The organism is Chryseobacterium sp. L12, from assembly GCF_056133985.1.
The window spans coordinates 18,649-43,143 of sequence record NZ_JBVYOF010000008.1; the positions used below are offsets into that span (position 1 = coordinate 18,649).

Here is a 24,495-nt window from a genome sequence, read left to right on the forward strand (position 1 = left end):
AAAATTAAAATCTGCAAAATAAGATTTTAGGTAAAATCTTAAAAATTATAAATATCTTTATTCAAATTAAAACAAAATGGAGAACAAACCGGTTACTTTTCAGTTTATTTCAGAGCCTTCGGATGTCAACTATGGCGGAAACGTTCACGGTGGAAGTGTAATGAAGTGGATTGATCAGGCTGGCTATGCCTGTGCAACTACCTGGAGCGGCAATTATTCTGTAACAGTATATGTTGGCGGAATACGTTTTTACGAACCCATCAAGATCGGAGAAATTGTAAAGGTTGAAGCGCAGGTGATCTACACAGGTTCTTCAAGCATGCATATTTCGATCAATGTATTTTCGAGAAATCTAAAGCAGCCGGATTTTGATAAGAAAACCCACTGCATCATCGTTTTTGTTGCAGTAGATGAAAATGGCAAAAAACTTCCGGTTCCTAAATGGATTCCCGTTACCGAAGAAGAAAAAAAACAGGAGGAATATGCTAAAAGGCTGATGGAGCTCAGAACTCAGATTGAGAACGAAATGAAACCTTTTCTTTGATGGAGAGAAAAGATTTCATAAAACTTTCAGCTTTGGGCATTCTTGGTTTATATTCCTGTCGGGTTTCGAACATGATCACAAAAAAACCTTTAGCAATACAGCTTTATACCATCAGAGATGCTGTTTCACAAAATCCGGAAAAAGCACTGGAAAAACTGGCACAATTAGGATTTAATCAAATTGAAATTTATGGTTACGATGGTTTATTTTTCGGGAAAAACCTCAATGAATTTAAAAAGATTCTGAAAAACACAGGTCTGAAAGTCATTAGCTCACACCACACAACAGGAGTTGTACAGTCAGGAAGAGGCAGTCTGATGAACAATTGGGAACAAACTGTAGAAGACTTGCAGTCTTTAGACATTAAATATATGGTTTGTTCATATATTTTTCCTGAAGAGAGAACCATGGAAAATTACAAAAAGCTTCCTGATTTGCTTGAAAAGTCTGGTGAAGCTACCCAAAAAGCAAACATTCAGTTTGCTTATCATAACCATGATTTCGAGTTTGATGCTTTTGATGAAAAAAACAGTGTTTATGATTTCATTTTAAAAAACACTTCATCAAATATGGTGAAAATGGAGCTTGATCTGTACTGGATTGCAAAAGCAGGACTCAACCCTATAGATTATTTTGAAAAATATCCCGGAAGATTTCCTTTGTGGCACGTGAAAGACATGAAAGCAGAAAATCAGGATTTCACTGAAATAGGAAACGGAACTATTGATTTTGAAACCATTTTCAGGCATAAAGAAAAAGCAGGATTAAAGCATTGGTTTCTGGAGCAGGATTCCAGCGATAAAAATATATTTGAAAGCATTGTCTTGAGTAAAAAATTTATCCAGCAAAACAATTATTTTGATATATAATGAAAAAAAGCCAGAACAATTCTAATTCTGGCTTCCTATATTTACTATAAAAATTCTAAATCAACTCACCATACAGGTCAAATTCTTCGGCTGAAGTAATCTTGACATTGGCAAATTCACCAATTGAGATATACTTGTTTTCGGCAGAAACCAATACGGTATTGTCCACATCCGGAGAATCATATTCAGTACGTCCTACAAAATAATTTCCTTCCTTACGGTCAAAAATGCACTTGTAAACCTCTCCTATTTTTGCCTGATTCTTTTCCCAGGAAATCTGAGACTGAAGTTCCATGATCTCTTCTACTCTTGCTTCTTTTACTTCCTGCGGAATGTCGTCTTCTAAAACATAAGCAGTAGTATTTTCTTCGTGAGAATAAGTAAAGCATCCCAATCTGTCGAACTTCTGCATTTTTACCCACTCTTTCAGTTCCTGAAATCTTTCTTCAGTTTCTCCCGGATAACCTACAATTAAAGTTGTTCTGATTGCCATATCCGGAACCTTCTCTCTGAATTTGGTTAAAAGAGCATCCGTCTTTTCGTGAGTCGTTCCTCTTTTCATGGATTTAAGCAAATCTGAATTGATGTGCTGAAGCGGAATATCTATATAATTACAAACTTTTGGTTCTTCACGGATAATATCCAGTACATCTTCCGGAAAACCACTTGGAAAAGCATAATGAAGACGAATCCATTCGATTCCTTCAACTTTTACCAGTTCTTTTAAAAGGTCGCCTAAAGCTCTTCTTTTATATATATCCAAACCGTAATACGTTAAATCCTGAGCGATAAGAATTAATTCTTTTACTCCGACCTTTGCGAGTTTTTCAGCTTCTTTCACTAATTTTTCAATCGGTGTAGAAACGTGACCGCCTCTCATCAAAGGAATTGCACAGAAAGAACAAGGTCTGTCACAACCTTCAGATATTTTAAGGTAAGCATAATGTTTTGGAGTCGTTGTTAATCGTTCTCCAACCAATTCATGCTTGTAATCTGCTCCTAAATGTTTCAACAAAATCGGAAGATCCCTCGTTCCGAAATATTGGTCTACATCAGGAATTTCTTTTACTAAATCCGGCTTATATCTTTCGGAAAGACATCCTGTAACGAAAACTTTTTCAACCTCACCTCTGTTTTTAGCTTCAACAAAATCAAGTATTGTGTTGATTGATTCTTCTTTAGCATTGTCTATAAAACCACAGGTATTGATCACCACAATGTCTCCTTTGTCTTCGTGCACAACTTCTTTTCCGTTGGCTTTCAGCTGGCTCATCAGCACTTCAGAATCGTAAACATTTTTGGAGCATCCTAATGTGACGATATTTATTTTCTTCTTCCCTACAGATTTTGTGCGCATTTTATATTGAATAATAAGTATTTAAGTATTTTTTGTGGCTGCAAATTTAAGAATAAAAAAAGAACCGAAAGATTCGATTCTGCATTTTGTGATTATTTTATTTTGAAATAAATCTTAGTAAGCTTGTTCATCGCCTTTAAAAATATTGTATAGAGTAAGAAAAATAATCTTCATATCTAGAAAAAAAGACCAATTCTGAATGTACCAGATATCTTTTTCGATCCTTTTTTCCATATCCTTGTGTGTGAAAATCTCACCTCTTGCCCCCATTACTTGTGCCCAGCCTGTTATACCAGGCTTTACAATATGCCTTGTCATATATTTTTTGGTGATTTTGGAGTACATATCGGTTTGAGAAATCATATGCGGTCTGGGTCCTACAATAGACATATCTCCTAAGAATACATTAATGAACTGTGGCAATTCGTCTATACTTGTTTTTCTCATTAATGATCCGAATTTTGTAACTCTGGAATCATTTCTTTTGGCAATTTGAACATCAGCCTGTTTATTGCTTGTCATACTTCTGAATTTAATACAATTAAAAGGCTGATTTTTATATCCCGATCTTTTTTGAATAAAAAAAACAGATTCATTGCTTTCTATCCGAATGATTAATGCTACCAGAGGAATAAGCCATGATAATAAAAATATAATAACTAGAGAAGAGAAAGCAATATCAAAAATTCTTTTTAAAAGTTGTTTTTTAGGATTTGAAAGTGGTTCTTTAATAAGTTTCAGAAATGGAATTTCATGTACTACTTCAAAATAATTAGGACCAAGATTGGCATATTTGAAGCCTGGAACCATATAAATTCTTATCATTTTATGTTCTGCAACTTCAACAATTTTCTTGTACAAATTTGCATTGATATTATCATCACAGAAAATAATGCTACTGATTTTCATATGGTCCAGATCCTTAAGCAATTGATTGATATCACCTAAATATTTATGAACAGTTTTTTCTTGTCCACAACCATATGTACCTCTTATACCAAGCAGTCTTCTTAAATTTTTGTCAGATAACAGATTGTTGGATAATTTATTTTCGCCAATTAAAACAGTATTATAGACATATAGATTTCTACCTAATTTAACTCTGTTTTTTTTTCGATACAGGAAGAGAATCAATCTCGTTATGGTCATCAAAAAACCAACAATCAGAAAGTATTTAATGAGGTTTTGGTAATTAATTTTAACGGAAAATATAAGACTGAGATAAATTGCAGTAAAAACAAATAATAACAGATATGATTTTAGAAGAGCATTAAAATGAAGTGTTGATTCTTTAACCTTAAGATTTACGTAAGGTTTCGTAATAACAGTAACAATAAACCAAGAAAGGTTCAGAAGAAAAAACTGAGCTTTGAAATTTTGTAAAAAATCATTCTCATTAAATTCAAAAAAGTATAGCCTGCCAATAAAAAATATAAGATTAATAGTAAAATAATCTACTACCATGAAAATTTTAGGCAAATGTCTAAAGAGATAAACTAGCATATTTAACAATCACATTTTCAAACATTTCCAAATATGCTGAATGAGCCAACATTGTTAAGCAGAAATCGCAATAATGATTTTATAAATATATTAAAAATTTTTAAATGAAAAAGGCGGCAAAGTTTTATCTTTTTCTGACAATATAATGTCTTTCGCAGGAAGCTGCCAATCTATATTAAGATCAATATCATTCCAAAGAACACCTCCCTCAGATTCTTTATGATAAAAATTGTCACATTTATATGAAAATACAGCGGATTTGCTGAGAACAGAAAAACCATGCCCAAAACCTCTTGGAATATATAGCTGTAGTCTATTTTCAGCAGTTAATTCAAGAGAAAGCCATTTTCCGAAGGTAGGGGAATCTTGTCTTAAATCTACAGCAACATCAAGAACCCTGCCTTCTAAACAAGATACTAATTTTGCCTGAGCATTATCCCCTTTTTGCAAATGTAAACCTCTCAAAACTCCGTAAGAAGATTTAGAAATATTATCCTGAACAAAATGTCCGTTCATTCCCGTTAACTCTTCAAATTTTTTTTCATTGAATTTTTCGAAAAAATACCCTCTTTCATCTTCGAAAACAGTAGGTTCTATAATATAGCAGTCTTTTAGGGATGTTTTTGTTATTTTCATTATTAATTTCAAATGTAAAAATTAAACATCAAAGATAAAAAGTTGACTAAAAAAAACATTATATTTTTCTGATTATTTGAAATTTTTTTTGGTTATCTGTAAATTCTTACATGTTTGGTATTTTTTGTAAATTAAATTGTTGTATCAGCCTTTCGACACTTGATTTTTAAAGGTTATTTTACAATTATATATAAAAGTTCTTGCGGTGCAAGATCCTTAATTTCCAGATTTAAAGTACCATTTTTTACAGTTTCAAATTTAGTATAGACAAAAATGGGGAATTTAAGTATATCTTTTTCTGTATTTGGAATTTTATATAAATAAATTTTTAGCTTTTTGTTATTTTTAAAAAGAGGGAGTCCTTTTAATTTAAAAATTACATTAATATTTTTTATTGTCTGTTTATAATTGTTAGCCAGCAGCAGATACCCATTATTTTTATCATAAGAAGCAAAACTTATCATGTCATCCAGAGTTGCTTTGCTTTCTACCCTATTTTCTGTACTCTGGGAGTACAACTTTGTAGCCCACCAAATTGATCTAGGGTTTCCGGACTGATCTAATAAGCCAGTTATAGAATTATTTTCACAATTTATAACTTCTTCACTTTCAAAAAAACAACCTCTACAAGCTCCGTCTATTTTATCTTTTTCTAAGGTGTCATACACTTTAAAAACTTGCGTTGGCGAAAATTGAATATTCGCGTGTATTATTTCTGTTAACACTATCTTTTTTATGCCTATTTTAGGGTATCTTTTCAAGAGGTAATTTTTAACCCAGTAAATATCCGATGACATATTTTTTAAATCGCCTTCATTTCTCCATTCATGCCAAGACAAGATATCAAATCTTATATTATTGTCGTTACAAAATTTAAAAAAATTTTCTATTTCATATCTATTTAATTCCTCAAACGAGGGACCAGTAATTAATGCATCATGCCCTCCCGGACGGGATCGTATGAGATCATGAATTTCTTTAAATAAAATAAAAAAATCTTCAGATGAGAAGCCGCCAAAACCACTCATATAAGGCTCATTCCATATATCATAAATTACTCTATTTCCTAGCTTGGAGTAAATATACTTTACTGTCTCTTTATATTCATCAGATTTTAATGGTGTTTTCCAATTTTTTCCGAGATTATCAGGATATCCGTATTTATCACTTAAAACAATTATTGGAATGATACCATTTTTAATCAACAAATTAACTGCTTCAGTAGAATCATCCATCCATCTAAATCTCCAATATTTTGGTTTTAATTGCTTCAGATGAGGTTCTAATTTTCGAATATTATTGAAATGTAAAAAACCTACCATCGAATGGACCTGTTTATTTTTCTGAAAATCTACAGTTATATTTCCTGATAAATTCTGACATGAAAATGGTGTAAGGAAGATAAATAATAAACTGGTAAAGACAAAATACTTACTTGTGAGTTTGCGGAAAAGAAAATTTTTACGGATCATTTGAAATATAAATTTAACTATATTATTTATCATAACTTAAATATATTTCAACCAATTCATGAAAATTTTTCACTTTATTATATTCATTAAATCCTTTATTAAAAGAATTATCTCCCATTTTTTTTCTATGATTACTATCTTTTAAAAAATTAATTTTATCAACAGCTTCATCTACAGACTCGAATGTAAATCCATTATAGCCATTTTCAACACAATCTTTATTCCCAACTATATTACTTACCAATAAGGGCTTTCTCATAGCCATAGCCTCAATTAAAGCTATGGGTAAACCTTCCCATAATGATACCTGAAGATAAACATCAACCTCATTAAGTTTTTTAAGTAATTCTTCTCTGGTTTTTACCCATCCTGTAACAATAATATTCTTTGATGTAATTTCATTTTCTAATTCACCATTTCCAATCCAGATAAAATTTACCTCTGGAAGTTTTTCTGCAATAGTATTAAATAATTTTGGATTTTTCTGTAGCGTCAGCCTTCCGATGGTACCTATTGTCAATTGCTTATTCTGTTGATGATTTTGTAATTTTTCTGGCAACATAAAATCAACTCCATTTTTAATAAGTAAAGATTTAGATATTTTTTTGGAAATTTTATATTCCGTATACCCTGAAGCAATGGTTATTCCACCAAATAGAAAAGGCGTTGCGTATTCTACAAACTTGTAAAAGAAAGTCATTTTATTGGAGATATTTTTTTGCAAAAATGAATAACCATGCGGAGAATAAAAGATTTTGTTTTTTTCAACAAGTCGAAAAGAAGCAAAACGTCCTATAACACCGGCTTTTGAAGAGTGCAAGTGAAGTATATCAGGCTGTATTTCTTTTAAAAGTTTACGTATTTGTTTTATGATTTTTATATCTTTTGACAAATTAATTTTCCGATCTATTTTTAACTCATGCAGTATCACATTTGGATGAATTTCTTTTTTGAAAATTTCTATGTCAAATTCTACTCTATTTGGGCTGTATATTAAATGAATTTTAATATTTGATGTACTTTCATTTAATACTAAAAAATTACATAGATCTTTTACGTAAGTGTAAACTCCGCCCCCAAAAGCTTCTACGAATTGAACAATTTGTATTTCTTTTCTCAAAACTTATTTTTTTTACAATTCAACAACAATTAGTTATATTACTTATACAATCTGTACTATATTTTAGCTGTTACGTTGAATTTTATATTTAATAGCAACTTTAAATAGATTATAAAGGCCCATCCATCTTTTATAAAGCTTAAGATGCAAAGGTCTGTTGCTTCTAGTAAAAATACTTCCAAGGTTTGTAGTTGCAGAATCAGAACGTCTCCATAACAGCAAAGGCTGATCAATAAATTGTACTTTTCCCATGACTTCTGCTACTAAACCTATCCACAGATCAATTCCTGTATCTTTGTATTGAGGAAAGGGCATTGCATAGTTTAAAATTTTTCTATTAAATGCCATACAGCATCCATAATAAGTACTGCAAAATATATTTTTCAAAATTCCCGGTCCAGAATTGTAAATACTAAAAAATGATTGATTCGTAACATTTAGGTTTTCGTCAGTTACCATAGAATTGGTTACCACTAAATCTGAATTTTTAAGACATGCTATTACGGTCTCATATTTACCAGGCAACCAAACATCATCCTGATCTGATAAAAAAATAACATCACCTGATGAATACTTTAGTGCATTTTCGAAATTTGGAGTATATCCTTTTTTTTGACTTTTATTGAAAACCAAGATTATTCTTTTATCATTAAAACTATTAATTATATCAATTGTATTATCAGTTGAACCATCGTCAGAAATAATAACTTCATCAATGCTATTTAATTGTATTAAAATAGATTGCAATTGTTCTTGTATAAAATTCTCGCCATTATATGTTGCCATACAAACACTCACTTTCATAATAAGAATTTAGTTTTATGGTAGTATGAAATAATAATTTATTTTTTAAATCTTAAAATGTTAAATTTAAATTTAAGTACATAAAAGTTAAGTAAGTTAATATTACAATATTTATTACAAAACTGAAAAATTTGTATTTGTTCTTTTATAGTTTTTTTTACTTTTAATAGTTTTGCAAATCTTTCTCGCCATTCAACTTTCCTTGCTCCTAATACATTGTTTTGATGTTGTCTATAAGCCATTAAAGGTTGACAAACACATTTTAAAACACCAACCTGAGCCGCTTTTATCATTACATACCAATCATGCATATATACTTTTTCTCCGTAATCCTGTAGATGTTCTTTCAATGCTCTATTAAACATCATAGTGCAGCCAGGTGTAGAATTATATACCGCAATGTATTCCGGTTTTTCTAGCAATAAATTTGGTGATACTTTATTATAATTCCAAAAAGAGTCATCTATTATATCTAAGTACTCATTTGTAACTTTTGCATCAGAAAAAATTAGCTCAGGCGTTATTGCATTTTTGTCCATTGTTTTATACAATGTACTTATTTTATTTTTAAACCAAAAGTCATCTTGATCACAAAACATATAGTAATCTGCCTCTACAATTGAAAGCAGATACATGAAACTGATTGCAGCACCCTTATTTTTTCCATCACTAATAAAATAAATATTTGTGTGAATTTTGCAAAACTCTTCAATTATATCAACCGTTCTATCGGTAGAGCCGTCATCTCTTATATACAGATACCATTCTTTGAAATCTTGTTCTAATAAAGATTGTATCTGCATCTTCAAATACTTTTCTCCATTGTAGGTAGAAAGAAGGATTGCTATTTTAGCATTCATCTCTTTATTCTATTAAAAGCTTTATATAGAAAATATTCATTAAAAAGAAAATCAGCGCAATCATAAATATTAGAACAACTCCTAAAAATCGAAATTTTTGAGGAAAGATAAATATTATACACGGAATCAATATAATTTCCACAACACCTAACAATTCTTGTATTCTAAAAGCAAAAACAGGAATTTTAGATAAAAAAAGATAACTAAAAAGTGAAAAAGAGTAGATTTTAACAAAAAGATAAACTCCAGAAAAATTATTATGTATTTTCTTGGCAAAATACAGTATAATGTTTAGAATTGAAATCCTAATTAAGAATAAAGCATTAAAAACGTTAGTTTTTTCATCTTTCATAAATCCAGACTCAGTTGCTGTTTCATACAAATCTATTTTTTCCTGAAGACTTGGAATTGGTATTTTAAAATTTAAATAGGTATTAAAAAAGTAAAATAAATACCCCAGTGGTACAACAAGATAATAAAATCTAAGATTCTTTTCAGTATTTTGAATTACAGGAAAAACTAAAACAAAAAAGCAACTCTGATGAAAAAAAACAGCGATAATAGCAAAAAAATAAAACAGAATATATTTTTTATCTGATAGAAAATAGAGAGACATCAGAAGAAATCCTGTAGCTACACCAATCCTTATTTGAGTAAATTCATGTAAGATGTAATAGTTTGAAAAATAAATAAGCAGAGATCCCCAAAACAAAGGGGAGAGTTTACGTATTGATATCAATTTTATACTTACCCCCAAAAAAGCATAAGTAAGTAATAAATATTGAAAATCCAGACCTAGATCTTCTTTAATAAAATTTCGAATAAAATAAAAAGAGTCTTCAACATTACCACGTAATTTTTTCGTCATCCAGAATCCTTTATATATGAAAAAGTCCCTATCAACGCCTCTAGCCCTTAATCCGGAAACAAGAATTAAAATAATGGCAGAAATTATTGCTATTAAGTTAATGGTAATTCTGTGCCTGATATTAATCAAAAACAGAGTTGCAAAGATAAAAAAAAGCGCAAAAAATAAATTGATCATTAGATTTTATACAAATTTATGATTTGAGTTTTTGATTTGTAACTCTCATCATATAATGACTTAATTAAATTTTCATTGTGAAGACTTTTTCTTGGTAATAAAGTCATATTTAAATTTTCTAACGATACATAATCGTATTTCATCCTCTCAAAGTCCCCTATTTTACTACTTAATACAATGGGTATAATTCCATAATTCATATATTCAACAAGTTTTGTTGGACAAGCTACATTATTTACAGATATATCATCTCGCAATACAAAACCATAATGCGCTTTCTCATAATACTCCGCCAATTCATTTGTTTTTACCCCCCTTATGTCAACATTATCTAATTTAATGTTTTTTTCCTTAAACTTTTTTTTCATTTTATCTACTTCGCCCGTAAGTATTTGAAAAAAATATCTATCATTTTCACCTATATTTTTTATGCAGTCTAACATCAAATCAATATTCTGCCATGCCTGTAAATTACCGCTATAAATAAATTGTACCTTATTATTTGTAGACTCTTTTGTATAATATTTTTCTTGAACAGTCGATTCAAGATTATTAGGCAGTATAGGATAAACTATATATTCGGGATTATAATTAGGATATTTTCTTTTATAATGATTAATCATATTATTGGTAACACCGATAACTACATCTAATTTTTTATATACAATTTTTTCGACTTTATTAAATATAAATTCTCTTTTAAAATCTTTTTCCAATGCGAACTCTTCCGGAACTAAACCATGAAGATCAAGGACAACTTTTTTACTAAAAAATAGTAAAAAAATAAACTGATAAAGCAAATTATGAATTGAATGTATGTAAATAATCTTAGACTTTTTATAAATTGATAGTATTAAAAAGAAATGAATAAATAAATTATATTTAATAATAATTCTGTTTTCAATTTTATCTATCGCATATGTCTTCTTAAAATATCTATAAGGAGATGCCACCAAATATACTTTTTTCTTATCTGAAAAAAGTGAATCTACATGCACGACTCTCTGAAAAAGACCATCTCTGAAGTCTTCTTCTTTTTCTGGATATTTAGATAAAAATAATATCATATTTTCAAAATATTCTTTATCAGTAAAAACTGAATAATGGTATGAATAGTATAACTTAGCAGATAAGCCAAACTTATACCTACTGCTCCCCACTGAAGTAATGTCACAAAAATATAACTTAACATAATTAGTGAAACACCCCAAATAAAATTAACCATAAAACCAAGCCACATTTTATTTTTGCTGGCAATGACCTGTCCTATAACATTGTTAATTGCAATTAAACCTGTTGTGACAAACATAATAATTAATGGATATAAAGCCTCATGATAATCATTATCGTAGGCAGAAATGATTATCGGAGAACCAACAACCAATACAATAACTAAAATTAATGCGATACAAAAGTTTAATTTTATATTTTTTATATATGTCGTTTTGTACAATTTAGAATCTTCTACTGCAGCAGAAAGCATAGGCAAAGCAATTTGAGATAATGCAGTTGGAATAAATAAAACAGCATTTCGCCACTGATTAGCAATATCGAAATAAGCCATCTCAACATATCCAGAAGCGGGCTGTACCAAAATATAATTACAAATCCACGTAACGGGGGCAACCATCAAAGCAGCTAAAATAGCTGGTAAACTAAATTTCCAGATTATTTTGAGTTCGTTGAAATTTTCTCTGTTAAATAATTTAATTTTATAAGCTTTATAAAAAAACTTACGCAGTAAGAAGTAATTAAGAATGTAAAGAATTAGATAATTGCTTCCAAAAAAGATAATCACTCCTAATAAACCAAAATATTTGGCTCCAAAAACCATTCCTACCGATGAAATAACTCCTGCAATAGAAGTATTGATAGATAGTTCTTTGAATTTTTCAAGACCGGCAAAGATACCGTTCTGAATACCATTTAATGAGGAAAAAAAGATGATCCCTGAAGTAATCTTAAGTCCGGAAGAGAGTTTGGGAGCTTTGATCATTTCGGCTATTTCATCAGAAAATATAAAAATCAAACATGCAATAATAAAACTAATTGTAATACTAAATAAATTAGATAGTCCTATTATATTTTCTACTTTTTTTTTGTTTGAATATTTATATTGAGAAATATATTTTGTTGCTGTTAGTCCCAATTCTAGCCCTGCAAAAGCCGAAAACATAATAATTGTTGATTTTAAGATACCAAATTGACCATATTCTTCTTTTAAAAGTATATTAGATAATAGAATTGTAGATAATAACAATGTTGTTTTTGAAACTATATTTCCTAGCAGAATCCAAACACTGTGATTAAATATGCGTCTGTTTATGTCATTCTGAATTAATTTATTGAATATATGAACCAACATTATTATACTATGATTTACAGTTGAGCAATAAAATCTACAATTCTTTGACTTGCTTTACCATCACCATAAGGATTGTTTTTTTCGCTAGTTTTTTTATAGAGATCTTCATCTTCAATTAATCTTTTGGTTTCATAAACAATTTTTTCTCTGGAACTTCCCACTAGTGTAACTGTTCCTGCTTCAACAGATTCATATCTTTCTGTGGTATTGCGCATGACAAGAACTGGTTTTCCTAAACTTGGAGCCTCCTCTTGAACACCACCTGAATCAGTAAGTAAAATGTAACATTTTTTCATAAGCCACACAAAGGCTGGATAAGACAACGGATCAATCAAGAATATATTATCAATTCCAGATAAAGTTTCATAAACTACATTCTTTACTTTGGGATTGAGATGCACAGGATAAACAATTTGCACTTCCGGATATATAAAAGCTATTTCTTTGAGAGAATTACATATATTGATAAATCCTTGACCATGATTTTCACGGCGGTGTCCAGTAACCAAAATTATTTTATGATCAAAATTGATCTTATGCTTCAGGTTTTCAATTTCTATACTAGAGTAATTCTCAACACGAATTGAACTTTCCAAAAGAGCATCTATGACAGTATTACCGGTTATTAAAATTGTTTCGGGTAATATGTTTTCTTTTAAAAGATTGCTTTTAGATTGTAGGGTTGGAGCAAAATGATAATCTGCAATTCTACCAGCAATTTGCCTATTCATTTCTTCAGGAAAAGGAGACAGCTTATTATTTGTACGAAGCCCAGCTTCCACATGACATACTTTGGCTCCAGAATAAAAGGCAGATATAGCTGCTGCCATCGTTGTAGTTGTATCTCCATGAATAAAAACATAATCGGGCTGGAAATCATGCAGTACATATTTCATTTTTTCAATAATGGTAGATGTAAGCAAATACAAGTCCTGATTAGGCTTCATCACGTCCAGATCGTAATCTGGTAAAATATCAAAAAAATCCAAAACCTGATCTAGCATTTCTCTGTGTTGTGCTGTGACGCAAACTTTTGTGGAGAATAGTTCTGGATATTCCTTGAATTTTTTCACCAAAGGAATCATTTTTATTGCTTCAGGTCTTGTCCCGAAAACTATCAAATTCTTTTTCATTGATCTGTAAAATTATTTGAAGATATGCCACCATTTCTTCTCATCAGCATTATATCCATAGCCATATTTGTTTCCATAGCCAAAATGTGTTTCTTTTACACTGTTTATAACTAAACCTACATTTTTAAGCTTTTGGTCTTCTACAGATTTATTGATAAACTCGAAATAACTCTTTTCTGTAACTTCAGAACGTGTAACATATACAGTGGCGTCTGCTTTCTCCGCAATCAGTAAAGAGTCTGTTACGAGTAAAAGCGGTGCTGTATCTAGTACAATATATTTATATTTGTTTTCCGCTTTAATGAGGGATAAAAGCTCATCTATCCTTCCATTTTGTAATAGATCTGTCGGATTTGGCGGTATTGCACCGGAATAAATGAAATCACAATTTTCGTTATAACCGCTTGGATGAATAATTTCTTCAATATTCAGATTTTCTCCTCCTAAAAATTCAGTTAGACCTTTAGCAGATTTCATAGCGGTATTGTAGCGTTGTAACTGAGGATTTCTGACATCAGCACCTATAATCAATACTCTGTCTCGTGACGAAGCCAAAATAATAGAAAGATTAGTAGATACAAATGTTTTGCCCTCTCCTTTTACAGAAGATGTTACCATAATCACTTTACCAGAATCTTTATTTGGAAGCAAAAACTTCAGGTTGGTAACAAAAATTCTGAATGCTTCTGCCATTGGAGAAACATCATTAAAGGATAAAAGAGCATTGTCTTTTCTTTTGAGTTTAGGAATTTCTGCTAAAATAGGTAAATCCGTCAATTTTGAAATATCTGCTCTACTCAAAATAGTGCTTTGTAATAAGCTTTTTATATAAATTACAGCGAAGGGAATTAAAAACCCAATAAAAAGACTTATTCCTAAAATAACCATTTTTCTAGGTGCCACAGGTTTTTTCAGAATAAAAGCTCTGTCTATGACTCTTGCTTTTTCAGCAGTAATTTCCATACTGATAGCAGCTTCTTCTCTCTTTTGCAACAACAAAAGATAAAGACTCTCTTTTATTTGTTGCTGCCTCTCGATATTTCTGAAAAGCTTTTCCTGCCCTGGTATTTTACTAATCATATTTTCAGAGCCTCCAAGCTGAGTTTCAACCTTTCTTCGTGCAAGATCAAGAGTTTTCATATTTCTTTGCAGAGATTCTGCAAGCGATGACTTCATTTGCTCAATCTGTTTATTTGCATCTCTTACCAGTGGATTATCCGGAGTTGCTTCCTGCAAATATTTATTTCTTCTTACAACCAAAGCATTGTATTCCTGAATGGCATTTAATGCAGCCTCGTTTTCCAATCCTACATTTAGTGGTAGTACATCGCCATTGCCTTTACTATTAAGAGAGCTTCTCAAAAATTTTGTAATCTCCATCTGCGTTCCTATCTCCAGAATTTGTGCCTTACTCTGTTCCTTCATCTGAAGATTTATTCTTGCTTCAGTAGGCAAATCCACAATATTATTACCCGATTTAAAACCTTCTTTCTGGGATTCTACATCTCCAAGCTCTTTTGAAATAATTACAATTCTCTGATCAATAAAATCTTTCGTTTTTTTAGATTCAATATTTTTATCGCTAATTGCGTAACTGTTATATTGTCTGACTATTTTATTGAGAAAATCTTTTGCTTTATCTCTATTTTCAAAATCTACCGAGAGATTGATGATCGTTCCATCTTTATCAAGAAGATCGACTTTTAGTGCTTCCTGATAATCATTTACAGCATCATCAAAATTAGAATAGTAGAAAAAAAGATCAGACATATCTACTTTCTGAGGAGCTTTATAGTCAATATTTTTGGTTATGATTATTAAAGCAAACGGCAAACTTGTAGTTCTGCCGAAGGATGTTACTATATCTTTATCAAACTCAGCGGAAGACAAAATTATTTCATTACCCTTAGTTTTAATAAAGATTGGTTTCTTGGGTAATTCAGCATTCTCCTTTTCCTGAATAATATTGATGATATACGGATTGGTTTTACCATATAACTCAATATTTTTAAGACTTTGTTTTGCGTAAAATCTAGTCTGAAAATTCAGACCTTTTAACGCATCTTCTACAATTGATTTGGATTCGAATACACCTACTTCATTTTCTATGCTATTGGTTCCCATACCACCAATTCCGCCTAGACTCTGAAGAACCCCAATATCTCCAGAAGCAGCAGACATCTTTTTTGCATCTTTAATAAGTACAGAGGTCTGGGCTTTATAGACAGGAGATTTTGATTTAATATAATAAATTGCCGCAAGTAATGCCAGAAAAACTGTGGCAACAAAATATTTCCAGTTTCTTAAATATGGTGTTAAAAGCTCTTTTATATTAATTTCTTTCTTATTACTATCCATTTTTTTGGATTAATGCTTAAATATTAATTTTTATAAACGATTGCAAATATATCCATTATTTACTATAAAAAGCAGTATTGACAAAGGATAATTTACCATAATCTTTACTTAACATAAAAAAAATTAATGGTGTATAATAATACAAAAAAAAACTTAACCAGAAATAAGGCTAACATATTAATCTACAATATATAAGTAATCATCACTCCGCCTCTTGTAGGAATTATTTCTCCGCTTTTATTCCAGTTCTTTGCACCATCATATCGTTCTCCGTTATCTTTCAAATATCCTTTATACAATGACTGAGTAAGTCCGACACCACCAAAAACGTCAATTCCCAGCTTATCATTTATAATAAAGTGATAACCGCCACTAATTCCCAATATAAAAGCCAGTCCTTTCTGGTAACGATCTGTTACACGGACAGTCCCATCCGGTAATAACTCCGGAACTCCATTTTCATCAACTACAGGCGCAGGATTGAAGTAGTTCCACTTTTGTAAATTAAAAGCACCAACAGATCCGTAAATTCCAAGATGCCATTTCTTCATGACTTCACCAAAATAATACCTGCCTTCCAAAGTACCCATGTAGATCTGGAGATTTTTCCCGCTAAATGATTTCCAGGGAGAAATAAAAACTTCAGCCTGCAAAGATATTTTTTTATTCAATGATCGCTCTGCTGAAGCATTAAAAATTCCGAAAGAAACAAAAGGCGCATTAATTTTAACCTGTGTTTGAGCTTTTACTGATAAGACAAAAAATAATATAAGTACTGTACAAATTTTTTGCACTAGTCTTAAAATGCAGATTTTTAAAAACATTAATTTATTTTAAAATGAGAAAAAAGGTCTTCAGCAAAATCTGTGCATCTTTTTTAAATGAAAGCTGATAATAGTAATCCAGATTCATTTTTACTTTCTCAGGAAAAAGAATAGTATCATTATATTCCAAAGGATTTTTCTGCTGTTTAAGGATTTCCTCTTCATTACTGAACCTTATTCCAGCTTCGCTGGTAAGACCTGGCTTTAAATTTAAAATCAATTGATTTTTGCCTTCTAATGCGTCATAATATCCGGGAATGTCTGGTCTTGGACCAACAAAAGACATATCACCTTTCAAAATATTAAACAACTGAGGCAGTTCATCAAGTTTTGTTTTCCGCATCCATTTTCCAACAGAAGACTTTTTAGAGGTTTTAGCATGATAAGTTCTTAATTTGTAAATAACAAAAGTTTTACCGTATCGTCCTACTCTTTTCTGTGTAAATATTCCCGGAAAGCCAGTATCGAAAGATGAAATTATAATCAATAATAAAAATAAAGGCAGCAGAATAATAATTGATATAAGACTTAGTCCGTAATCCATCATTGCTTTCCACCAAGGGTATTTTTTCACGTTGCATTTAATTGTCCGGTAAAGATATTTAAAATAATTAAATAGAGATAAAAAAAGGTTATCCTAAGATAACCCTATTCCATATTAATATAATAACTTTAAACCAGCTTCATCAAAACATTATCATCAATTTTTTCCACTTTTACCATACCATGTTTGGTAAGATTTTTTGAAGCTTTATCCCATTTTTTACCGGATAACTGGCTTCTTTCTTTCACTTCTGCTAAAGAAAATGCATTTTCCTGAGAATTTAAAATCTCCAGAATTACTTTTTCATCTTCTCCCAATTCAATCTGCGGAACCACTTTTTCAGGTCTCATCTGAGGGAAGAATAAGACTTCCTGAATAGATGGATTATTCGTCAGGAACATAATCAGTCTGTCCATTCCGATTCCCAGACCGGAAGTTGGCGGCATTCCGTATTCCAAAGCTCTAAGGAAATCTTCATCGATAAATCCGGTTGCTTCATCATCACCTTTCTCTGATAATTTCAGCTGCTCTTCGAAACGTTCTCTCTGATCAATCGGATCATTTAATTCTGAATAAGCATTTGCGATTTCCTTACCACAAACCATCAATTCAAAACGCTCTGTAAGACCATCTTTGCTTCTGTGTTTTTTGGTTAAAGGTGACATTTCGATCGGATAATCAGTAATAAATGTCGGCTGTATGAAATTCCCTTCACATTTTTCGCCAAAAATTTCATCAATTAATTTCCCTTTCCCCATCGTTTCGTTTACGTCGATTCCGATAGATTTTGCGAAGTCGAATAATTCCTGTTCCGTTTTACCTGTAATATCAAAACCTGTATATTTTAGGATTGCTTCTGTCATAGAAACTCTTGGATAAGGAGCTTTCCAGCTGATCGTGTGTTCACCGAATCTAGATTCTGCACTACCATTTACAGAAGTTGCACAGAATTCCAGCAATTTCTCTGTGAAATCCATCATCCAGTTGTAATCTTTATAAGCCACATAAATTTCCATTGCGGTAAATTCCGGATTATGGGTTCTATCCATTCCTTCATTTCTGAAATTTTTCGAGAATTCGTAAACGCCATCAAATCCACCAACGATCAATCTTTTAAGATATAATTCGTTTGCAATTCTTAAATATAATGGAATATCTAAAGCATTGTGATGTGTAATAAACGGTCTTGCTGCTGCTCCACCGGGAATTGACTGCAAAATTGGCGTTTCAACTTCAAAATATCCTGCATCGTTGAAGAAAGTTCTCATGGCATTGAACAATTTTGTTCTTTTCACGAAAATTTCTTTCACATGAGGATTTACCGTTAAATCTACATAACGCTGTCTGTATCTCATTTCCGCATCATTGAAAGCATCATGCACTACTCCATTCTCATCAGTTTTTGCAAGTGGAAGCGGTCTTAAAGATTTGGTAAGCAAAGTGAAATTTTTCACCAAAACTGTTTTTTCACCAACCTGAGTAGTGAACAGCTCACCTTCAACCCCAATGATGTCACCAATATCTAAAAGGTGTTTATATACATCGTTATATAAAGTTTTATCTTCTCCGGTACAGATTTCGTCACGGTTAAAGTAAACCTGAATTTTACCTGTAGAATCCTGCAACTCAGCAAAAGAAGCTTTCCCCTGAATTCTGCGTGACATCAATCTTCCCGCAATTTTCACCTGTTTACTCTCAGAGAAATTCTGTTTTATAGATTCGGTAGTATCTGTAATTACATATTCATCTGCCGGGAATGCATTGATTCCCATTTCAACAAGCTTATTCAGCTTTTCTCTTCTAATGATTTCCTGTTCTGATAGTTGCATTGTAAATTCAATTTTTTCGAATTGCAAAAATAGTGAATTTAAAGGTTTTATGGAAGTTAAATTTTATGATAAGATTTTACCCGAAATTTGGATAACTTCTATAACATCACCAAATTGCAGCCCGGCTTGAGTGGAGCTCTTTTTGTGAGGAGGTACGACGAGCAAAAAAGCGGGAACGGAAGACGGAAATTGCTGCCCAAAAAATAATTTAAAAAACTTTCCTTTCAGTTTTAGAAATAAAAGTCCAGGCTAAAATCCTGCTCACTTTCTGACCTTGAGACATTTCAATCGTTTTGATTTCTGCTGCTTTTAGTTTATTTAAAAGTGCATTCAATTTGAAAAGATTTTCTTTTTTTGAAACCAAACAGGTAAACCACAACACTTGGGACGAAAACATAGCACTTTCTTCAATCATTTTAGAAACGAAACCGATTTCTCCACCTTCGCACCAAAGTTCAGATTGTTGTCCGCTGAAATTCAGATTCGGATTTTTAATTTTAGATTTATTGAGATTTTTTGTTTTCCTCAAATTACCTTTCAAAGCAGATTCTCCCGAATTATGAAATGGGGGATTGCACATTGAAAAAGCAAACTTATCTTCAGAAGAAATGACATTTTTAAATATAAAATTTGAATTTTCCTGAAATTTTAATTCAATTTCAGACGATAAATCGGGATTTTGACTTAAAATACGCTGTGCGTTTTGGAAAGAATCTTTATTGATATCAGTTCCGAGCATACTCCAGCCATAAGATTGATGTGCAATTAAAGGATACACTAAGTTAGCTCCTGTTCCGACATCCAACCCTTTTACAGAACAACCTTTTGGAATTTCGAGATGATTTTCAGCCAGCAAATCGGCAATATAATGCACGTAATCTGCTCTTCCGGGAATAGGCGGACAAAGATTACCATCCGGAATATCCCAGTTTTTGATTCCGTAAAAATGCTGCAGCAAAGCTTTATTAAGCAATTTTACCGCTTTCGGAATACTGAAATTGATGGTAAAGTTTCCGTAAGGATTTTTATAAACATAATGCTTCAATTCCGGCACACAAGAAATCAGGGAATCAAAATCATAAGAATTTCGGTGCAGATTTCTTGGGTGCAGGTTTGATTTTTCAGAAGACATTTACTTCTTCTGTTTTAGGATATATTCTACCATTTTTTTGGCATCCTCCTTTGAAAATTGGGAATGAGGCGCCATCGGTACATCTCCCCAAGCTCCGCTTCCGCCTTCAATTATTTTGGAAGCAAGTTTTTCAATATCTTTTTCGGAATATCGGGCGGCGATTTCCTGATAGGAAGGTCCAATCATTTTTTCAGTCACATTATGGCATGACATACAATCGGAAGTCTCTATCAAAGCCTGTCCGGAAATATTTTTCACTACTGGAGAAGGTACGTCATCCGTATCTGTTTGCTGAGCTTCAAAGTTATCTTTTTTAGAACAGGAAAGCAGAAACAAGGTCGCTGTTACTGCCAAAAACAAATATTTCATTATTTTGCAGCTGTAGTATCTACCGCAGCAGGAGCTGGTGCCGCTACCGGTGCAGAATCTGTTTTTGTTGAAGTAGAATCAGTTACAGTTGGAGCAGCAGGTTCTTCAAGCATAATATTGCTGTCCTGTAGAGATTTTTCTTCTTTTTTTGAGCAGCTTACTGCCGCTAAACTTGCGATGAATACGATTGCTAAAACTTTTTTCATTGTTGATTATAATTTGATCACAAAAATATGAAAATATTATCTTTCACCACCACCTTAAGCTCCTAATTTGGTAAACAACATTTTTTGATTTTTTTATTTGTGGTTTCAAAAAAATATATACATTTGCAGTATGATTATCTCAAACAACAGAAATTGGTGGTGGCTTTCAAACTCTTCGTCGGGTCTGAAACTATTGTCGTGTTGTTGATCATATTACAGCAGGTATAATATTAAAAATATAAATAAGACTTTGACGTGATACGTTGAAGTCTTTTTTTGTTTATATCTCAAACAGCTATTAAAAATGAAACAAAATGTTCGATAAAAAAATATCAATAAAAACAATTTCAAAAAAAATATTGGGAGATCTTCATACTCCCATGAATATTTACCTGAGCCTTCGTGACAACTTCAGGGACACCATTCTTCTGGAAAGCGCAGATTCTAAAAATCCGCAAAACAATTTTTCTTTTATAGCGATCAATGCCATTGCAGGAATTGAAGTTAAAAATATATCCGAATTTGAGGTAAAATTTCCCGGTCAAAATCCTGAAAAAACATCTTTGGAAAACATAGACTTAACCAACCTTCTGCATCAGTTTTCAAAAACTTTTCAATATGAAAAAGTGAATGAAAAAATAGAAGAAACCGCACAAAGCCTTTTTGGGTATACCAGTTTTGAAGCTGTGCAGTTTTTTGAAGAAATCAGATTTAAAGATCAGACTCCGGAAATTGAGATTCCGATTCTCCGGTACAGGCTTTATCAATATGTGATTGCCATCAATCATTTTAATGATGAAATGCACCTCATCGAAAACCAGATTAGCGGAATAAAATCTGATTTCACAACTGTTGAAGATTTAATTAAAAATAAAAATGCAGTAATTTATCCTTTTGAAAAAATCTCTGAAGAAAGTTCAAATCTATCTGACGAAGAATATATTGAACTTGTAAAAACCGCACAAAAACACTGCATGAGAGGAGACGTGTTTCAACTGGTACTCAGCCGCAGATTTCAGCAAAGATTTAAAGGTGACGAGTTTAATGTTTACCGTGCGCTTAGAAACATCAATCCGTCTCCTTATTTGTTTTTCTTCGATTATGGCAATTACAAACTCTTCGGGTCAAGTCCTGAAAGCCAGCTTATTATAAAAGACAACAAAGCGATTATTCATCCTATTGCAGGAACATTTAAAAGAACAGGAGATCTGGAAACCGATCTGCAATCTATTGAACATTTAAAAAAAGATCCGAAAGAAAATGCAGAGCATACGATGCTGGTTGATTTGGCAAGAAATGATCTTGGAAAACTGGGAAGAAACATTACCGTTACCAAGCTAAAGGAAATTCAGCTTTTCTCACATGTTATTCACATGGTCAGCGAAGTTACGGCAGACCTTCAGGAAAATGCCAATCCTTTTGAAATGGTTGCCACAACTTTTCCTCAGGGAACTTTAAGCGGTGCTCCAAAACATAAAGCGTTACAGCTTATTGACACTTATGAAAAAGATTCAAGAGGATATTACGGCGGATGCATAGGAATGATCGGGTTAAACGGCAACTGCAATCAGGCAATTATGATACGTACTTTCCTGAGTAAAAATAACACTCTTTATTATCAGGCAGGCGCCGGATTGGTGGCAAAATCTGATCCTCAAAGTGAACTTCAGGAGGTAAACAATAAACTTAATGCACTGAAAAAAGCAGTGGAGAAAGCAGAAAAACTGGTTAAATAAAAAAGAAAAAAATGGATAATATAAAAGCAGCCAAAGTATTGGTATTCGACAATTACGACAGTTTCACCTACAATTTGGTGCAGATGATCGAAAAAATACTGAACCAAAAAGTTGACATCGTAAAAAATGATAAAATTACTTTGGAAGAAATCAACAGATATGATAAAATAATTATTTCTCCGGGACCGGGAATTCCTGAAGAAGCAGGAATATTATTAGATCTGATTAAAAAATACGCTGAAACAAAAAGCATCTTGGGAGTATGTCTTGGTCAGCAGGCTATCGCAGAAGCTTTTGGTGGCAGTTTAATCAATCTTTCAGAAATTTACCATGGTGTTGCTACTGAAGCAATTCGTGTAAAAGACCACAAAATCCTCAGAAATCTCCCCGAAACGCTGGAAGTAGGGCGTTATCATTCCTGGGCGGTGAATCCTGAAGATTTTCCTTCCGAACTGGAAGTTACCAGCGTAGATAAAAACGGAATGATCATGAGTCTTAAACATAAAATCTTTGATCTTCATGGAGTACAATATCATCCCGAGAGTATTTTAACGCCCAATGGCAAACAAATTTTAGAAAATTTTTTAAGCTAGAAGTCAGAAAATCATAAACAAAGAACTATAAAATAGATAATAAAACTTCTCGCTGTAACCACTAAAGCAATGAAACAAATATTACAATATCTTTTCAATCACCATACCTTGTCAAAGTCCGAAGCAAAAGCTGTACTTATTGATTTAGCTCAGAATAAATTCAATTCTACAGAAATAATTGCTTTTATGAGCATATTTCTCATGCGAAATATCACACTCGACGAACTTGAAGGTTTTCGCGAAGCACTTCTTCAGATGGCTGTTCCCATAAATATTGATTCTGATAATGCTGTTGATATTGTAGGAACAGGAGGTGATGGTAAAAATACCATCAATATCTCAACTTTGGCAAGCTTCATCGTTGCAGGAGCCGGACAAAAAGTTACCAAGCACGGAAATTACGGCGCTTCAACACTTACCGGTTCATCCAATGTGATGGAAGAGCTGGGATACAGATTTAAAAGCACTTCCGAAGAATTGCAGGAAGACCTGGAAAAAGCCAATATCTGCTTTCTCCATGCTCCTTATTTTCATCCAGCGCTAAAATCTGTGGTAGAATTGAGAAAATCTTTAGGTTTAAGAACTTTTTTCAATTTATTGGGTCCGCTTGTTAATCCTGCAAAACCTCAGTTTTCGGTAATAGGAGTTTACAACCTTGAAATTGCCCGCATTTATCAGTATTTACTTCAAAAAAAAGATCACAATTTTACTTTAGTACATGGTTTAGATGGGTACGATGAGATAAGTCTTACACAAGACACCAAAATCATCACAAAAAACGGCGAAAACATCTATTCAGCTAAAGATTTAGGTTTTAATTCGGTATCTCCTGAAAGCATTAAAGCAGGTGACAATTCTACACAAACAGCTTCTATTTTTAGAAACATACTCGAAGGAAATGGTACTGAACAGCAAAACGCCGTCGTGTTAGCAAATGCTGCAGTTGCCCTTTTCGGCACAGGAAATTTCGGAAGTTATGAAGACTCCCTTTTGGCAGCCAAAGAAAGTCTGGAAAGCAAAAAGGCTCTGCAAAGTCTTAAAAACCTTATTTAGAATTTTTATGGCGACAATTTCCGTCTTCCGCTCCCACTCTTTTGCCACAGCTTTTCCAGCAACAAAAGGAGTTCCGCTCAAGCCGGGTCGCAATTTTGTCAAAAAATAAAATTTGGTAAAACATACAACTTAACGGCTTGAAA

At 32.1% G+C, this 24,495-nt stretch carries 23 protein-coding genes; 5 read left to right on the forward strand and 18 right to left on the reverse strand.

Going from position 1 to position 24,495, the window contains the following annotated elements; all coding sequences use genetic code 11:
- Positions 1-76 precede the first annotated feature (76 nt).
- Both AC0NBN_RS05015 and AC0NBN_RS05020 read left to right on the forward strand, forming a co-directional pair.
- Entirely contained in the window at positions 77-544 is a 468-nt protein-coding gene (locus AC0NBN_RS05015) for an acyl-CoA thioesterase (RefSeq protein WP_143884401.1), read from the forward strand.
- On the forward strand, positions 544-1,413 hold the full coding sequence (locus tag AC0NBN_RS05020; RefSeq protein ID WP_160811965.1) for a sugar phosphate isomerase/epimerase family protein: 870 nt from the start codon (positions 544-546) through the stop codon (positions 1,411-1,413). Before AC0NBN_RS05015 ends, AC0NBN_RS05020 begins: the two co-directional genes overlap by 1 nt.
- A 55-nt stretch (positions 1,414-1,468) precedes the next feature.
- On the opposite strand, the gene rimO is transcribed toward AC0NBN_RS05020, so the two are convergent.
- The 18 genes from rimO to AC0NBN_RS05110 all read right to left on the reverse strand — a co-directional run bounded on the left by rimO (position 1,469) and on the right by AC0NBN_RS05110 (position 20,970).
- Positions 1,469-2,770: a 30S ribosomal protein S12 methylthiotransferase RimO gene (rimO, locus tag AC0NBN_RS05025; protein ID WP_143884403.1), complete on the reverse strand. Its 1,302-nt coding sequence runs from the start codon at positions 2,768-2,770 to the stop codon at positions 1,469-1,471.
- A 114-nt stretch (positions 2,771-2,884) separates the two neighbouring features.
- Entirely contained in the window at positions 2,885-4,234 is a 1,350-nt protein-coding gene (locus AC0NBN_RS05030; RefSeq protein WP_160811966.1) for an exopolysaccharide biosynthesis polyprenyl glycosylphosphotransferase, read from the reverse strand.
- Between the two features lie 129 nt (positions 4,235-4,363).
- Positions 4,364-4,909 (reverse strand): dTDP-4-dehydrorhamnose 3,5-epimerase, encoded by a 546-nt coding sequence (gene rfbC / locus AC0NBN_RS05035; protein ID WP_160811967.1) that lies wholly within the window; start codon positions 4,907-4,909, stop codon positions 4,364-4,366.
- Positions 4,910-5,082: 173 nt separating this feature from the next.
- Positions 5,083-6,414, reverse strand: a complete 1,332-nt coding sequence (locus AC0NBN_RS05040; protein ID WP_160811968.1) for a GH39 family glycosyl hydrolase — start codon at positions 6,412-6,414, stop codon at positions 5,083-5,085.
- Positions 6,404-7,501 (reverse strand): glycosyltransferase, encoded by a 1,098-nt coding sequence (locus AC0NBN_RS05045; protein WP_160811969.1) that lies wholly within the window; start codon positions 7,499-7,501, stop codon positions 6,404-6,406. The genes AC0NBN_RS05040 and AC0NBN_RS05045 overlap by 11 nt, the downstream gene beginning before the upstream one ends.
- 63 nt (positions 7,502-7,564) lie before the next feature.
- Positions 7,565-8,287 carry a glycosyltransferase family 2 protein gene (locus AC0NBN_RS05050; RefSeq protein ID WP_474467322.1) on the reverse strand — a complete coding sequence of 241 codons (723 nt, stop codon included), beginning with the start codon at positions 8,285-8,287 and terminating at the stop codon, positions 7,565-7,567.
- Positions 8,288-8,343: 56 nt separating this feature from the next.
- The gene (locus tag AC0NBN_RS05055; protein ID WP_160811971.1) at positions 8,344-9,165 is read right to left on the reverse strand and encodes a glycosyltransferase family 2 protein; all 822 of its coding nucleotides are present in this window, start codon (positions 9,163-9,165) and stop codon (positions 8,344-8,346) included.
- A 4-nt stretch (positions 9,166-9,169) separates the two neighbouring features.
- Positions 9,170-10,210, reverse strand: a complete 1,041-nt coding sequence (locus AC0NBN_RS05060) for an EpsG family protein (RefSeq protein WP_160811972.1) — start codon at positions 10,208-10,210, stop codon at positions 9,170-9,172.
- The gene (locus AC0NBN_RS05065) at positions 10,210-11,277 is read right to left on the reverse strand and encodes a glycosyltransferase family protein (protein WP_160811973.1); all 1,068 of its coding nucleotides are present in this window, start codon (positions 11,275-11,277) and stop codon (positions 10,210-10,212) included. Before AC0NBN_RS05065 ends, AC0NBN_RS05060 begins: the two co-directional genes overlap by 1 nt.
- A complete protein-coding gene (locus AC0NBN_RS05070) occupies positions 11,274-12,575 on the reverse strand; it encodes an oligosaccharide flippase family protein (protein WP_160811974.1) in 1,302 nt (433 codons plus the stop codon). The genes AC0NBN_RS05065 and AC0NBN_RS05070 overlap by 4 nt, the downstream gene beginning before the upstream one ends.
- 14 nt (positions 12,576-12,589) lie before the next feature.
- On the reverse strand, positions 12,590-13,708 hold the full coding sequence (gene wecB / locus AC0NBN_RS05075) for a non-hydrolyzing UDP-N-acetylglucosamine 2-epimerase (RefSeq protein ID WP_160811975.1): 1,119 nt from the start codon (positions 13,706-13,708) through the stop codon (positions 12,590-12,592).
- Positions 13,709-13,720: 12 nt separating this feature from the next.
- Positions 13,721-16,066: a tyrosine-protein kinase gene (locus AC0NBN_RS05080; protein WP_160811976.1), complete on the reverse strand. Its 2,346-nt coding sequence runs from the start codon at positions 16,064-16,066 to the stop codon at positions 13,721-13,723.
- A gap of 182 nt (positions 16,067-16,248) precedes the next feature.
- On the reverse strand, positions 16,249-16,890 hold the full coding sequence (locus tag AC0NBN_RS05085; RefSeq protein WP_160811977.1) for a DUF3575 domain-containing protein: 642 nt from the start codon (positions 16,888-16,890) through the stop codon (positions 16,249-16,251).
- Between the two features lie 4 nt (positions 16,891-16,894).
- Positions 16,895-17,434 (reverse strand): sugar transferase, encoded by a 540-nt coding sequence (locus AC0NBN_RS05090; protein ID WP_160812026.1) that lies wholly within the window; start codon positions 17,432-17,434, stop codon positions 16,895-16,897.
- 128 nt (positions 17,435-17,562) lie between these two features.
- Positions 17,563-19,263 (reverse strand): lysine--tRNA ligase, encoded by a 1,701-nt coding sequence (gene lysS / locus AC0NBN_RS05095; protein ID WP_160811978.1) that lies wholly within the window; start codon positions 19,261-19,263, stop codon positions 17,563-17,565.
- 208 nt (positions 19,264-19,471) lie between these two features.
- Entirely contained in the window at positions 19,472-20,395 is a 924-nt protein-coding gene (rlmF, locus tag AC0NBN_RS05100) for a 23S rRNA (adenine(1618)-N(6))-methyltransferase RlmF (RefSeq protein WP_160811979.1), read from the reverse strand.
- Positions 20,396-20,764, reverse strand: a complete 369-nt coding sequence (locus AC0NBN_RS05105) for a c-type cytochrome (protein WP_160811980.1) — start codon at positions 20,762-20,764, stop codon at positions 20,396-20,398.
- Positions 20,764-20,970 (reverse strand): hypothetical protein, encoded by a 207-nt coding sequence (locus tag AC0NBN_RS05110; protein WP_089742744.1) that lies wholly within the window; start codon positions 20,968-20,970, stop codon positions 20,764-20,766. The genes AC0NBN_RS05105 and AC0NBN_RS05110 overlap by 1 nt, the downstream gene beginning before the upstream one ends.
- A gap of 314 nt (positions 20,971-21,284) precedes the next feature.
- Between AC0NBN_RS05110 and AC0NBN_RS05115 the strand changes: the two genes are divergently transcribed.
- The 3 genes from AC0NBN_RS05115 (at position 21,285) to trpD (ending at position 24,352) form a co-directional block, all read left to right on the forward strand.
- Complete coding sequence (locus tag AC0NBN_RS05115; RefSeq protein WP_160811981.1) at positions 21,285-22,706, forward strand: anthranilate synthase component I family protein; 1,422 nt, start codon at positions 21,285-21,287, stop codon at positions 22,704-22,706.
- 11 nt (positions 22,707-22,717) lie between these two features.
- Positions 22,718-23,299, forward strand: coding sequence for an aminodeoxychorismate/anthranilate synthase component II (locus AC0NBN_RS05120; RefSeq protein ID WP_160811982.1), 582 nt, complete (start codon positions 22,718-22,720; stop codon positions 23,297-23,299).
- 69 nt (positions 23,300-23,368) lie between these two features.
- On the forward strand, positions 23,369-24,352 hold the full coding sequence (gene trpD / locus AC0NBN_RS05125) for an anthranilate phosphoribosyltransferase (protein ID WP_160811983.1): 984 nt from the start codon (positions 23,369-23,371) through the stop codon (positions 24,350-24,352).
- The last annotated feature ends 143 nt before the right edge of the window (positions 24,353-24,495 follow it).